This is a genomic window from Oscillibacter sp. KLE 1745 (assembly GCF_000469445.2).
Classification (GTDB): domain Bacteria; phylum Bacillota; class Clostridia; order Oscillospirales; family Oscillospiraceae; genus Oscillibacter; species Oscillibacter welbionis.
The window spans coordinates 6,154-18,868 of sequence record NZ_KI271673.1; the positions used below are offsets into that span (position 1 = coordinate 6,154).

Sequence of the window (12,715 nt, forward strand, 5' to 3'; positions counted from 1 at the left end):
CGGGGCAGACGCCCCGCCGTATTTCTTTTGGAGAGAAGGGCTTACCGCCGGATGAACTGGAGGTTCACATCCACGTTGCCGCCGATACCGGCCACAGAGCACTTGCTGGAATACTGCCAGTAGTCCATGTGATAGTACAGGGTGGGGTACAGAAGCTCGGAGCTCTCGCTCTTGTACTCGGGGTACCAGGAGAGATACGGCTCCAGAGCGCCCTGGTCATATTTGATGTAGCTGACATACTGTCCGGCGTAGACCATGGCGTCATAGCCGGCCTCTTCGATGCGCTCGCAGAACGCCACTGCGCAGGCGGTGGCCATCTCCGGCGTGGTGCCGTAGACCCGGTAGGTGCTGTCGTGCATCTCCCAGTCGTAGGCCACGGGGCCGTCGATCTCGTGGCCCTCCAGCAGGCTGATGACAAAGTCCGCCTCCTCGATGGCCTCCTCCACGGTGATGGCCTGGGCGAAGAAGTAGACGCCGGTCTCGATGCCCGCCGCCATGGCCCCGTCAATATTCTGGGCGTAGAAAGCATCCTCCATGATGCTGCCGGAGCCGTAGCCCCGCAGGCCGATCCGCACCATGGCGAACTCCACGCCGTCGGCCTTGGCGGCCTCCCAGTCGATGGTGTTGTTGGCGCTGGCCCGGTTCTGATAGGCGGACACGTCGATGCCGAAGCGGGTCCGGTAGTCGTCACCGGTATAGATCAGGCGGTCCGGACGGTCCGGGTCCCACATGAAATCTCCCTGGGAGAAGCGGTTCCGCTCCACCCCGGCGTAGATGGGGATCTGTTGGTTGCTGTATGTCAGATACTCCCCTGTGGTCTCCGAGGGCGTGTACACGTCGCCGGGCTGGATGGCCGGCGGCTGCTCCGGCTCCTCCGGCCGCTGGGAGAGGTCCGTGACCATGGCGCTGCCGAAGTTCCGTACCGCGCCCCGGATGGTCACGTTCTCCAGGGTCACCGTCCCGGTGACGCCGGGGGCCAGAATCAGATCCCCCGTGATGGTCATGTCCTGGAGGCAGGCCCCCTCCGCCGCGTTGACCATCACCGTGCCCTCCACGTCCTGGGTGTAGGTGGTGCTGGTCTGGATCAGCACCTCGATCATGTTGTCCAGGATCGTCACGATCTCCGCCCGGGTGATGGCATCCGTGGGACGGAAGTACCCGTCGGAGGAATCCGTGATGTAGCCCAGGGCGGACATCTCCGCCAGATACGGCTTCGCGTAATCCGCCACCTGGTCCGCATCCAGGTAATAGACCGTCGCACTCTCCCCCGAGATGTTGAAGGCCCGTGCGATCATGGTCACCGCCTGCTGGCGGGTGATGGTGTCCCCGGCCAGGGCCTGCCCGTTGTTGCCCAGGTAAACGCCGGAGGCGTGGAGCTTCAGGATGGCATCCTCCCAGTAGTTCCCGCTCAGATCAGAGAACGTCCCGGCGGGCGAGGTGCTTTGGAATTTCAGGAAGCGGTCCAGAATGCCCGCAAAGGCGCCCCGGGTGATGGAGTTGTCCGGCCGGAATGTGCCGTCCTCATAGCCGTTGATGATGCTGTACTCCTCACTCCATTTCGTGATGGCGGTCTCCGCCCAGTGGCCCGTCGTATCGGTAAAGGCCGCCCGGGCCGGCAGTGCCAGAGACCCCACTGTCACTGCCAGCGCCAGCAGCGCCGCAAACACCCGTTTTTTTCCCATGATCCGCTTCCTTTCCTGTTTTTTCGACATACCGTGTCCCAAAAAAGTCCCACCGCAGTGCGGAGGGACGCTATAATTGGTTTACATATTATCACAGCCGCTTCTCCCTGTCAATCTCCCGCAGGCAGAAAACGGGCTTTGCAAATTTTTCCGGAAGGTGAATAATCAGGGCAAGCTGGTCCGTGTTATGGGTGAAAGGAGCTGAGGACCCTGACTTCGTTTGGTACCGACGAATCCATCCGCCGCACGGTGGCTGCGTACAGCCCCATGCTGCTGCGGATCGCCATGACCCGCCTGTCCTCTCCCGCCGACGCGGAAGACGTGGTGCAGGAGGTCTTTTTGAAGCTGCTGACCACCCGGCCGCACTTCCGGGACCTGGAGCACGAAAAGGCGTGGCTGATCCGCACCACGCTCCACCGGGCCTGCGACGTGGCCCGGGCGGCGGAGCGGCGGAATCTCCCCCTGGAGACCGCGGAGGTCCTTCCAGGTGGAGAGATGCCGGAGCCCTCCCCCATCCTTTCCGCCGTGCAGGCCCTGCCGGCGAAGTACAGCGCTGTCATCCACCTCTATTATTATGAGGGCTATTCCATCAAGGAGATTTCCAAGCTGCTGCAAATCCCCCTCCCTACCGTGGGGACCCGACTCTCCCGGGGGCGGGAGCGGCTGCGCCAACTTTTAAAGGAGGATGTGGAATGAATCGCCAGAACTACCGCGCCGCATTTGACGCCGTGGACTTCTCCCCGGACTTCGAGGAGCGGACTCTTCAAAAGCTGGCAGCCATGCGGCACGCATCTGAAAAGGAGCAGAACAAGATGTCCATGAATCGCACGAAAAAAATTACCCTGCTGGCTGCGGCGGCCGTGGCCCTCCTGGCCGTGACTGTGTCCGCCGCCGTGCTGTGGCTGACCCCCGCCCAGGTTGCGGAGGAACTGAACGATCCAATGTTGGCGGAGGCCTTCCAGAGCGAAGCCGCCGTGATCCTCAATGAGACCCAGACCGTTGGGGACTACACCGTCACCCTGATGGGGATGGTCAGCGGCGCCAACATCTCCCAGTGGTGCGCCGATGTCCAGGAAAGCCGCACCTATGCCGTGGTGTCCGTGGTCCGGACGGACGGCACACCCCTGACAGAGGAGAACTATGACGTGGTCCCCTGCGGGGCCTTCACTGTTACGCCCCTGGTGTCCGGCTATGATCCCCGGGCCGTCAACGTGTTCACCCTGAACGGTGCCTGCTCCTCCTTTCTGCGGGACGGCCGGGCCTATTATGTACTGGACACGCAGAGCCTGGAGATATTTTCGGATCACACGGTATATCTCGCGCTGTATGAGGGATTCGCCGCCCCCTCCTATGAGCGTTTCTCCCTGGCAGAAGACGGCACAGTGGATCTGCGGGACAATGTGACGGGCTGCATGTTCACCCTGCCGCTGGACACACATACAGCCGATCCGGACGCTGCCCGGGCCTTTGTGGAGAGTACCGGTATCCCATGGGAGCCTATGACGGATGCGCAGCTGGCGGTGCAGGAGGCGCATGAGGACCTGGAAGTGGAGAAATCCGCGGACGGGGTGGGGAACCAGACCTTCCTGATTCAGGAGGCCAACTGACGAATTGTATACAGCAAGGGCGGAGAGGGGCTCCCTCTCCGCCCTTGTCTTTTCTGGTCAAGCTGTTTGTGTTTGCGGGGGCCGCGGGACCGGAACCACCGCGTCCCGCAAAATGGACTCTGAGCGGAAGGCCGACAGCGCCAACCCGATCAGGGCGCAGTCCACCATGCTGTGGAGATTTCCCGTCACCAGAGGGAGCTGGGCGCTGAACAGCACAAAGCCCAGATTCAGCGCCGCCGCAAAGGCCGACTGCACCGCCAGCGTCAGGACAACGGCCAGTGCCAGCAGCTTTCCGCTCTGGCTTTGCTGGCAGGCACATCGCCGCAGCATCCACAGCAGCAGGACAGCCAAAACTGCCAGCAGGAGCAGATAGGGCAACCACCCCAGTTTGTAGACCATGGTGGTGGGCAGAAAATCGTGGTTCCACTCCGGCAGCATCATCTCCGGGAGCAGTTCCCTGCCCCAGACCGTTTGCGGCTGGATTGAGAGGTCTCCTCCCTTCCCCATCAGGCGGGATGCCCCAAGTATCCGGCGAGCCATTACAGCCTGATACCCCGCCCCCTGTGGGTCTATCTCCGGGTGAAACAAAATCTGCCAGTATGTGGTCACGTGGACAGATTCCAAAATTCTCCAGACATAGCCAGCCGCCAAAGCAGCTGTTAATCCGCCCGCTGCCGCTAGGGCCTGAAGCCGGGGCAGGTTGAACCAGTCCATCCAGATGGCTGTTAGCAGTAGAAGCAGGTCAATGGCTACTAGCTGGAGTAGGCCCTGGGCAAAGGGGATCATCCCGCAGACCACCGTCAAAGGGATGCCGCCCGTCACGGCAGCCAGCAGGCCCCGCCAGCCCTTTCCCCGGCAGGCATACAGCCACAGTGCGTAGACTGCCGGATAGAACAGCACCACATACCGGGTGAAGTAAGAGACGTTGTTGACTATGGGAGAAAACCTCAGGAACAGCACACCAACGATAAGGGCGCTGATGTACACCCACTTGGCCCAGCGCAGCAGCCGGGAGACGTCCAGGAAGTAGGCTCCGACCAGCACAACAGCCCCGGTCACCACTGACAGAGCACAGCGCAGCGGATCCAGATCCTCATCCCAGGGTGCTCCCGCTCGGGTGAGGGCGTACCGCAACCAGCCGCCCACCAGCAGCAGCGCCAGGGTCAGGCCCAGCATCCCCCACTGGGGCCTGGGCCGGTGGAGGCGGTCCAGGTCCGCGCCCACGGCCACCGGGTCCCCCATATCCTCCACTGCCAAGCGCTCCGCCTCTTCCGGCGGATGGCCTTCGGCCAGAAATTCCTCCTGCTGGTCCTCCAGGTGAGTTTCCAGCTCCCGGGCCGCCACAGTCCGGGCCCGCTTCCAGCGGATTTGTGCCTCCACCGCGTCCAGATAGCCCCGGACGCTCTCAGGTCCCGGCACAGCAGGCACCTCCCCCCAGCACACGGCCCACGGCATCGGCATAGGTGTGCCACGCCGTCTCCTTCTCCCGCAGGGCGGCCTCCCCCGCCTTTGTCAGATGGTAGTACCGCCGGGGCTTACCGGCAGCGGCCTCCCGCTCGTAGGCGGTGACCAGCCCCTTTTCCTCCAGGCTGTGGAGGAGGGGGTACAGGGTCCCCGCTTTCAGGTGGAACACGTCCTCCGACCGCTGCCGCAGCTCGCTGGTCATCTGGTAGCCGTACTTGTCCCCGTCCTCCAGCAGCTTCAGGACCAACAGGGCCATGCTGCCGCTGACCAGACTCTTATCGGCCTCCATAGACTTCCTCCTTATATAGATATTCTATATATTTTGACAGCGCCATTATATATCGATTCCCTATATAAGTCAAGTAAAAAAACCGCCCGGACCAGATGGTCCGGGCGGCAATTCGTTATTCCACAGTCACGCTCTTGGCGAGGTTCCGGGGCTTGTCGATGTCACAGCCCCGCTGGAGCGCCACATAGTAGGCGAACAGCTGCAGGGGCACCACGCCCAGAGAGGGCTGGAGCATGGGATGGGTCACCGGCACAGAGACAGTGGCGTCGGCAGTCTTCTCCATCTTTTCCCGGAAGTCCTCGGTGGTCAGGGCCAGCACCTCGGCCCCCCGGGCCTTCACCTCCACCACGTTGCTCATGGCTTTGTCAAAGAGAGGCGCGTAGGTTCCCAGGGCCACCACCAGGGTCCCCGGCTCGATCAGGGAGATGGTGCCGTGTTTCAGCTCGCCGGAGGCGTAGGCCTCCGAGTGGATATAGCTGATCTCCTTCAGCTTCAGGGAACCCTCCAGGCCCATGGCGTAGTCCAGGTTCCGGCCGATGAAGAAGATGGAGTCGTGGTTGAAGTACCGGGAGGCGTAATACTGGATGTCCTCCGTGTGGGAGAGGAACTGGCGCATCTTCTCCGGCAGCAGCTGCATCTCGGAGAGAATGGTGTCATACTCGCTCTGTTCCACCATACCCAGCAGGTCCGCCAGATAGAGGCCCACCAGATCCATCAGCACCAGCTGGGTGGTGTATGCCTTGGTGGTGGCCACGGCGATCTCCGGCCCGGCCCAAGTGTACAGCACGTCATCCGCCTCCCGGGCGATGGAGCTGCCCACCACATTGACGATGGCCAGGGTCCGGCCGCCCCGGCGCTTGGCCTCCCGCATGGCGGCCATAGTGTCCAGGGTTTCTCCAGACTGGCTGATGACGATGACCAGAGTCTTTTCGTCCACCAGAGGATCACAGTACCGGAACTCGGAGGCCAGCACCACCTCCACCGGGCGGCGCAGCAGCTTTTCCCAGCTGTACTTGCTCACCACGCCCACATGGTAGCTGGAGCCGCAGGCGATGACGTAAATCCGGGAGAGGTCGCGGACGTACTCCGCCGTCAGATGCAGATCGTCCAGCACCACACGGCCGTCCCGGATGCGGGGGGAGATGGTCTTGCGGACCGCCTCCGGCTGCTCCATGATCTCCTTGGCCATGAAGTGGGCGTAGCCGCCCTTCTCCGCTGCGGACACATCCCAGTCCACCAGACTGTGGGTCTTCTCCACCGGCAGCAGCTCGTCGTCAAACACGTCCACGCTGTCGGCGGTGAGGACAGCGATCTCCCCATCGTCCATGTACACCACGTCCCGGGTGTACTTGATGACAGCCGTCACGTCGGAGGCGATGAAGTTGCCGTTCTGACCGTAGCCGATGATGAGGGGGCTGTCCTTCCGGGCGGCAATGAGGGCGTTGGGGTAATCCGCACAGATGATGCCGAAGGCGTAGGACCCCTCGATCCGCCGCAGGCAGCGGCCCACAGCCTCCAGCATGTTGTGGCATTCGTTGTAGTGGAACTCCAGCAGCTGTGCCACCACCTCCGTGTCCGTGTCGGAGGTGAAGTGGACGCCCTGGCGCATGAGGTGCTCCTTGATTTCCAGATAGTTTTCGATGATGCCGTTGTGGACGAGGGCGATCCGCCCGTTCTCGCTGACGTGGGGATGGGCGTTGATGTCATTTGGCTCCCCGTGGGTGGCCCAGCGGGTATGCCCGATGCCCAGGTTCCCCTCCAGGTCCGCGCCGCCGTGGATCAGGTCGGATAAGACCTGAAGCCGCCCCTTGGTCTTGCGCACCTGGAGTCCCGCCGTCTCGGACCGCACCGCCACGCCGGCGGAGTCATACCCCCGGTACTCCATCCGCTCCAGGCCGTCCAGCAGAATGGGGGCCGCGGGCTCGTTTCCTACAAATCCGATGATTCCGCACATATTCGATAATCCTCCTGAAGATTCTGTAATGAATGGTCAAAAGGACAAACACGCAGTCATTTGTCACTTTCTTCACGGTCACAGCCCCCTTGTTTTGCGGTTGCCCGCATATTTGCCGGCTGTGTACGCGCCCGTGGGCACGGAAGGGCATCCGCCGAATCCTTCGATACTCCCTTCCCCTCGTCGTCCCGCCGCTGGCGGCGGGCGCTGGCGCTGTGATGGGCCGCGGCCCATAAACTCCTTTCACATCTGCGATTTTTCTTTTTTTGATTTTAATGCGGTCACTATAATATGCGCCTGATAAGCTCATCTTAAATAGGTTTGTTAAGACGATTCAGCACATATTGACCGTTGACTGGCTCTACATCTCTCAAAAATGATACTCCATGATATGTTCCCCCTTGCTATCGTATTTCCCGTTAAACCGGAAACCAATCTGTTGATAAAGCTTGATTGCATGGGGATTATTCTCATACACGCTAAGATATACCGTGCCGCTCTGATACTCTGTATGCAATCTGTCAAGAAGCGAAAGCACCGCCTGTTTTCCATATCCTTTTCCTTGATATCTTTTATCAATGAGCAGCCGATCCAGCCATAGCTGTCCCGGAGCCGGCTCTGGAAAATAGCCGTACATAGCAAAACCAATCAGCGTGTCGCTGTCATAAATACCAACAGGCCGCCACAGCTCCAATTCATCTGCCTCCCGCAAGCACTCGCTTACACTCTCAATAAAACCAGCCTGCTCAGAAAAGACAGTCAAGCCCTCAACTTCCCTGCGGTTTTCGGCGTTTACCGATTTGAAATGTAATTGTTTGTGAACACTTGAATCCATCATTATTTTTTCTTATTAATTCTCAAAACTGTTGCTGTATAACTCTATATTTTCTTTCTATGCTTTACAAGAATCTCCCCCTCCTGGGGGAGCCTTATCCCGGATAAAAATCCCGTTCCGGCAGATACTAGCGGAACGGAGGGATTTTCGCCATGATAACCGCCTTTGTCCGAACGATCATTCTCTATTTCCTTATTGTGGTCGGGATGCGCCTGATGGGCAAGCGCCAGATCGGCGAGTTGGAGCCCAGCGAGCTGGTGCTGACCATGATGATCTCCGACCTGGCCGCCGTGCCCATGCAGGACTTCGGCATTCCGCTGCTCTCTGGCCTGCTGCCGATCCTGACGCTGCTGGCCCTGTCACTGCTGCTGAGTCAGCTGTCTCTCCGCAGCCTGCGGCTGCGGGCGCTGATCTGCGGGACGCCCACGGTCCTGATCCGGGGCGGCAAGCTGCAGCAGGACGCCATGCGGAAGAACCGCTTTACCATCGATGAGCTGATGGAGGAACTGCGGGAGCAGGGCGTCACCCGCATCGAGGACGTGAAGTACGCCGTGCTGGAAAACTCCGGCCAGCTGACCGTCTTTCCCTGGACAGCCCAGCAGCCGCCCACGGCGGAACAACTGGGACTGGGGCTGGAGGATGACGTGACACTGCCCATGGTCATCATCAACGACGGGCGGGTCATCCACCGCAATCTGACCGCCTGCGGCCGGGACGAGAACTGGCTGCGCAAGCAGCTGTCCCGGGAAAAAGCCTCCTCTCCCCGTGAGATCTTCCTCCTGACCCTGGACGAACAGGGGCAGGTATTCTGCGTCCGAAAGGAGCGAGAGTCATGAGGGCGTATGGAATATCCGTCGGCATCCTGGCAGCCATCCTGGTCTTTTCCCTGTGGAACAGCTCCTACATGACCGCCAGCACCGTCCGCTGGCGGGAGCAGCTGCAGCAGGCGGACGCCCAAGCCCAGTCAGAGGCCTGGACCGAGGCCGTGGATACGCTGGCAGGCAGCTATGACGACTGGTCGGAAAGCCAAACCTACCTCCACATCGTGGCGCGGCATGATACGGTGGACGACGCGGAGGCCATGTACCGCCGGGCCCTGGCCTTCGCCGCCACCCGGGAGCTGACGGAGTTCCGGGCGGAGATCTCGGACCTGCGGGATCAGCTCCGGCTCCTGGCGGAGACGGAGCGGCTGGATATCAAGAACGTCCTCTGACGGCCTTCACCGGTTGTCGGCCAGGAGCTTGTTCAGCTCTGTCATAAAGGTGTCGATATCCTTGAATTGGCGGTAGACGGAGGCAAACCGGACATAGGCCACCTGGTCCACGTTTCGCAGCCGCTCCATCACTTTTTCGCCGATGGCCTCTGTGCTGATCTCCCGCTCCATGGAGTTCTGCAGATCCTGCTCGATCTCCTCGGCGATCTTTTCCAGCTCCGCCAAGGGCACCGGCCGCTTTTCACAGGCGCGGATCATGCCGCCCAGCACCTTCCGCCGGTCAAAACTCTGGCGGCTGCCGTCCTTCTTCACCACCACCATAGGCAGGCTCTCCACCGTCTCATAGGTGGTAAATCGCTTGCCGCAGGAAAGGCACTCCCGCCGGCGGCGGATGCTGCTGTTTTCGTCCGCGGGCCGGGAATCAATGACCTTGCTCTCACTGTAACCGCAATAGGGACACTTCATACTGGACCTCCAAACGCTCCGCCGGCGCCCGGCCGGCAGGTCTTCCCGTGTCTGAGGCCGGGCGGAGAGCCCCTCCGCCACGGCCGTCTTGGGGTTATTATATCATACCCCCGGGAAATGTGGAACACATCATTTGGAATTTTCTGAAAATGTCTCTGTCCGCCGGACGGCTCAGAACACCGGCCGCTCCTCCCCGTTGAAGGCAAAGATGGCGTAGCTCCGGCCATGGATACGGCGGATATGGGCAAAGCAGAACAAGGCGGTCAGCGGAAAGGGGCGGCCCACGTCATAGGGCACCGCCAGCTCTCGCCGCCCCTGCTCCTCCCGGACAAGGACGCCCGGCACAAGGTGTAGCTGCTCCCGAAGCCATGGGGAACGGAGACGCACTGCCGAGCGCTCCAGCGGCGTCCAATCCTCCGGCTCCGGCGGATGGGCAGGGCGGATCTCCCCCTGCCGCAGCTTTCCCAGAGGGGCTGTCAGCCGGGCGGAAAACCGCCGCCGGATTGTGGCCCGGTCCCCACAGGGCTCCAGAACGCCCAGCCGCAGCTCTCCCCGGTCGCCCACCGCCCAGGCGCACCAGAGGCCCTCTCCCGGCAGGCGGCACCGGGCCTCAAACCAGGTGTACAGCGCCTCCTGCTCCGTGATGAGCTCCCCCACAGAGACACCGCCCTGCATCAGTGGAAACTTGTCCATTGCTCTGCCCCCTCTCCAAACGGCCCCGCCTGGCACAACCTATGCCCAGGCGGGGCCGTTTATGCGGAGATCAGGCGACGGTGTAGCTGCCCCGGACCAGCAGCTTGGTGGTGCCGGCCGTGGCGCGGACGCCCCGGCCCTCAATGGTCATCATGTACAGGTGGTTCTGGACCAGCGCACTGCCGTTGTTCAGCGCTGTGGCTGCGGTCTCGTCAATGAGACCGGGGCTGGAGGGAGAAACGCACACAGCCGTTCCCACTCGTAGCATTACCTCACAGCCGATGTCCCCAGTGAGGACTTGTCCGCTGGTGAGGGTCACCACAGTGAAATTGGACGCGGCACTGGCTCCGCTGCCTGCCGAAATGCCCAACTGGGCATTCCGGGCGGCGATCTTCTGGTCCACCCGCTCCATGATGGAGTCCATGAACGTCTCGTTCAAGTAGCTCAGGGTCACCAGCGGGTCGTCGGAGGAGCCGGCCTCCGCCGCCGCGGTAATCGTCACGTTCAAGGCGCCGCAGAGCACCAGCAATGCCAGCAGCCGCAGATACCATCTGTTCTTTTTCATGCGCTTATGTACCTCCGTATTGATTGTCGGATCTGAAAAATCGGTACCCCTGAAAAGGGCGGAACGCCCTTTTCAGGAGGACCCTTCGATCAAACCACGCATTTCCGGGCGGCCAGGAGACGGCTTCCGCCGCAGCGCCCGGCCTGTGTATTGCCGAAGAAACGGATCTCTCAAACCATCTGGTCGTGGGGCAGTCCGAAGCTGACCGCGATGGCCAGATCGACCTTCTCCATCACATTCTCCTCCACATGGCCCATCTTTTCCCGCAGGCGCTTTTTGTCCAGGGTGCGCACCTGCTCCAGCAGGACCACCGAATCCCGGCTCAGGCCGCAGCTGTGGTCCACGGGAAGGTCGATATGTGTCGGCAGCTTGGCCTTCCCGGTCTGGGAAGTGATGGCCGCCGCGATCACAGTGGGACTGTACCGGTTGCCGGTGTCGTTCTGAATGATCAGAACCGGCCGGACACCACCCTGCTCACTGCCCACCACCGGGGAGAGATCGGCATAGTAAATATCGCCGCGCTTGACACTCGTATCCACAAAGTTCACACTCCGCCGAAAGAAGTACCCATCACCGAAGGCCCTTCGGTGAGGCCACTTTCATTCTCCCACGCAGGTACGGAATTTATACTTTGCCAATGCCGCAAAATTCCGGCGTCCTCGCCCCGCACTATCCTATGCCCGGAACAAGGCGTGTGTGTATGGATTTGTGTCCGCGCTTCCCTGCGCTCACAGCAGCCGCAGGCTCCGCTCCACGATTTTGCCGCCTTCGATATACACCCGCGGCACCCGCTTGCTCACCGCGCAGGTCAGCTCATAGGGGATGGTGTTCAGAATGGCCGCCAGGTCATCCACCCGCTGGCGGCGGCCGAAGATCTCCACCTCGTCCCCGACCTTGACGTCGGGCAGGTCTGTCAGATCGATCATGGACATGTCCATACAGATCCGGCCCCGCTGAGGAGCTGGGCCCTGGGCTGTCACCACCGACATCCGGTTGGAGAGGCCCCGGAAGAAACCGTCCGCATAGCCGATGGGCAGCACCCCGATCCGGGTCCTTCCCTGGGTGCGGAACGTCCGACCGTAGCTGACGTCCGTGCCCGGATCAAAGGTCTTGATGGTGGAGACGCTGGACTTCAGGCTCATCACCGGCCGCAGGTCCAGCCGCTGCGCGTCGGCGCCCACACCGTACAGGGCGATGCCCGGCCGCACCATGTCGAGATACATCTCCGGATAGCGGGCCAGAGCGCCGCTGTTGGCGCAGTGGCGGATGGCAAAGGTTCTGCCCCCTGCAGCCAATGCATCCAGCACACGGGTGAACACGTCGAACTGCGCTCTCGTATAAGCCTCACTGTCTCTGTCGTCCTCGTCGGAGACGGCGAAGTGGGTGAAGATGCCTTCCGCCTCCAGTCCCGGCAGGGCGCAGGCGGCGGCGATGGATTCCACGCCTGTGTCAAAGTGCCCCTCCCGCACCAGGAAACCCAGCCGGGACATGCCGGTGTCCACCTTGATGTGGACCTTCAGTGTGCCGCCGCTCTCCACGGCTGCGGCGCTGTACGCCTCCGCCTTGGCCAGGGCGGACACCGCCTGGGTGATGCGGTACTGGATCAGCTGGGACACCATGGCCGGGGGCGTGTGGCCCAGGATCAGAATGGGCGCCTGAATGCCGGCCCGGCGGAGTTCTTTCGCCTCGTCCAGGCTGGACACCGCCAGATAGTCCGCCCCCAGCTGCTCCAGCTTGCGGGACACCTGAATGGCCCCGTGGCCGTAGGCGTCCGCCTTCACCACACCCAAATACTTCACGTTGGGCCCGATCTTTCTGCGGGCCTGCTGATAGTTGTGGGCCAGGGCGTCCAGGTCGATCTCCGCCCAGGTCCGTCTCAGAATCGGTTCCTCCATGTGTCGGTCACCTTCTCCGTCAGTCTATGGAAGCGGCGGGAGGAACCCTCCCG

Annotated in this window: 14 protein-coding genes; 4 read left to right on the top strand and 10 right to left on the bottom strand. The window is 61.7% G+C overall.

Features of this window, described 5'->3' with window-relative positions; genetic code table 11:
• Positions 1–41 precede the first annotated feature (41 nt).
• The gene (locus HMPREF1546_RS01805; RefSeq protein ID WP_036629974.1) at positions 42–1,682 is read right to left on the bottom strand and encodes an S-layer homology domain-containing protein; all 1,641 of its coding nucleotides are present in this window, start codon (positions 1,680–1,682) and stop codon (positions 42–44) included.
• A gap of 249 nt (positions 1,683–1,931) precedes the next feature.
• Here HMPREF1546_RS01805 and HMPREF1546_RS01810 point away from each other — a divergent pair, with 249 nt between their 5' ends.
• Together HMPREF1546_RS01810 and HMPREF1546_RS01815 are read left to right on the top strand one after the other, a co-directional pair.
• A complete protein-coding gene (locus tag HMPREF1546_RS01810; protein ID WP_273482328.1) occupies positions 1,932–2,378 on the top strand; it encodes an RNA polymerase sigma factor in 447 nt (148 codons plus the stop codon).
• Positions 2,375–3,289 (top strand): hypothetical protein, encoded by a 915-nt coding sequence (locus HMPREF1546_RS01815; RefSeq protein WP_021748704.1) that lies wholly within the window; start codon positions 2,375–2,377, stop codon positions 3,287–3,289. The genes HMPREF1546_RS01810 and HMPREF1546_RS01815 overlap by 4 nt, the downstream gene beginning before the upstream one ends.
• A gap of 57 nt (positions 3,290–3,346) precedes the next feature.
• Here HMPREF1546_RS01815 and HMPREF1546_RS01820 read toward each other — a convergent pair whose 3' ends face one another.
• The 4 genes from HMPREF1546_RS01820 to HMPREF1546_RS01835 form a co-directional block, all read right to left on the bottom strand.
• The gene (locus HMPREF1546_RS01820; RefSeq protein WP_021748703.1) at positions 3,347–4,708 is read right to left on the bottom strand and encodes a permease prefix domain 1-containing protein; all 1,362 of its coding nucleotides are present in this window, start codon (positions 4,706–4,708) and stop codon (positions 3,347–3,349) included.
• Positions 4,695–5,042, bottom strand: a complete 348-nt coding sequence (locus HMPREF1546_RS01825) for a PadR family transcriptional regulator (RefSeq protein ID WP_021748702.1) — start codon at positions 5,040–5,042, stop codon at positions 4,695–4,697. The genes HMPREF1546_RS01820 and HMPREF1546_RS01825 overlap by 14 nt, the downstream gene beginning before the upstream one ends.
• A gap of 115 nt (positions 5,043–5,157) precedes the next feature.
• Complete coding sequence (gene glmS, locus HMPREF1546_RS01830) at positions 5,158–6,996, bottom strand: glutamine--fructose-6-phosphate transaminase (isomerizing) (protein ID WP_021748701.1); 1,839 nt, start codon at positions 6,994–6,996, stop codon at positions 5,158–5,160.
• Between the two features lie 370 nt (positions 6,997–7,366).
• A complete protein-coding gene (locus HMPREF1546_RS01835; protein WP_021748700.1) occupies positions 7,367–7,834 on the bottom strand; it encodes a GNAT family N-acetyltransferase in 468 nt (155 codons plus the stop codon).
• Between the two features lie 149 nt (positions 7,835–7,983).
• Here HMPREF1546_RS01835 and HMPREF1546_RS01840 point away from each other — a divergent pair, with 149 nt between their 5' ends.
• Together HMPREF1546_RS01840 and HMPREF1546_RS01845 are read left to right on the top strand one after the other, a co-directional pair.
• Positions 7,984–8,667 carry a DUF421 domain-containing protein gene (locus HMPREF1546_RS01840; RefSeq protein WP_021748699.1) on the top strand — a complete coding sequence of 228 codons (684 nt, stop codon included), beginning with the start codon at positions 7,984–7,986 and terminating at the stop codon, positions 8,665–8,667.
• Positions 8,664–9,044, top strand: a complete 381-nt coding sequence (locus HMPREF1546_RS01845) for a DUF4363 family protein (protein ID WP_021748698.1) — start codon at positions 8,664–8,666, stop codon at positions 9,042–9,044. Before HMPREF1546_RS01840 ends, HMPREF1546_RS01845 begins: the two co-directional genes overlap by 4 nt.
• A 6-nt stretch (positions 9,045–9,050) precedes the next feature.
• Here HMPREF1546_RS01845 and nrdR read toward each other — a convergent pair whose 3' ends face one another.
• The 5 genes from nrdR to alr all read right to left on the bottom strand — a co-directional run bounded on the left by nrdR (position 9,051) and on the right by alr (position 12,662).
• Positions 9,051–9,509, bottom strand: coding sequence for a transcriptional regulator NrdR (gene nrdR, locus HMPREF1546_RS01850; protein WP_021748697.1), 459 nt, complete (start codon positions 9,507–9,509; stop codon positions 9,051–9,053).
• Between the two features lie 171 nt (positions 9,510–9,680).
• Entirely contained in the window at positions 9,681–10,202 is a 522-nt protein-coding gene (locus HMPREF1546_RS18615; protein ID WP_021748696.1) for a hypothetical protein, read from the bottom strand.
• A 70-nt stretch (positions 10,203–10,272) separates the two neighbouring features.
• Positions 10,273–10,767 carry a hypothetical protein gene (locus HMPREF1546_RS01860; RefSeq protein WP_021748695.1) on the bottom strand — a complete coding sequence of 165 codons (495 nt, stop codon included), beginning with the start codon at positions 10,765–10,767 and terminating at the stop codon, positions 10,273–10,275.
• Between the two features lie 170 nt (positions 10,768–10,937).
• On the bottom strand, positions 10,938–11,306 hold the full coding sequence (locus HMPREF1546_RS01865; protein WP_025544461.1) for a type II toxin-antitoxin system PemK/MazF family toxin: 369 nt from the start codon (positions 11,304–11,306) through the stop codon (positions 10,938–10,940).
• 189 nt (positions 11,307–11,495) lie between these two features.
• A complete protein-coding gene (gene alr / locus HMPREF1546_RS01870) occupies positions 11,496–12,662 on the bottom strand; it encodes an alanine racemase (protein WP_021748692.1) in 1,167 nt (388 codons plus the stop codon).
• Positions 12,663–12,715 lie beyond the last annotated feature (53 nt).

Coding starts and splice junctions, on each gene's coding strand:
- HMPREF1546_RS01805 (WP_036629974.1), bottom strand. CDS start 1,682: ATGGGAAAAAAACGGGTGTTTGCGGCGCTGCTGGCGCTGGCAGTGACA.
- nrdR (WP_021748697.1), bottom strand. CDS start 9,509: ATGAAGTGTCCCTATTGCGGTTACAGTGAGAGCAAGGTCATTGATTCC.
- HMPREF1546_RS01835 (WP_021748700.1), bottom strand. CDS start 7,834: ATGATGGATTCAAGTGTTCACAAACAATTACATTTCAAATCGGTAAAC.
- HMPREF1546_RS18615 (WP_021748696.1), bottom strand. CDS start 10,202: ATGGACAAGTTTCCACTGATGCAGGGCGGTGTCTCTGTGGGGGAGCTC.
- HMPREF1546_RS01815 (WP_021748704.1), top strand. CDS start 2,375: ATGAATCGCCAGAACTACCGCGCCGCATTTGACGCCGTGGACTTCTCC.
- HMPREF1546_RS01825 (WP_021748702.1), bottom strand. CDS start 5,042: ATGGAGGCCGATAAGAGTCTGGTCAGCGGCAGCATGGCCCTGTTGGTC.
- HMPREF1546_RS01860 (WP_021748695.1), bottom strand. CDS start 10,767: ATGAAAAAGAACAGATGGTATCTGCGGCTGCTGGCATTGCTGGTGCTC.
- alr (WP_021748692.1), bottom strand. CDS start 12,662: ATGGAGGAACCGATTCTGAGACGGACCTGGGCGGAGATCGACCTGGAC.
- glmS (WP_021748701.1), bottom strand. CDS start 6,996: ATGTGCGGAATCATCGGATTTGTAGGAAACGAGCCCGCGGCCCCCATT.
- HMPREF1546_RS01845 (WP_021748698.1), top strand. CDS start 8,664: ATGAGGGCGTATGGAATATCCGTCGGCATCCTGGCAGCCATCCTGGTC.
- HMPREF1546_RS01840 (WP_021748699.1), top strand. CDS start 7,984: ATGATAACCGCCTTTGTCCGAACGATCATTCTCTATTTCCTTATTGTG.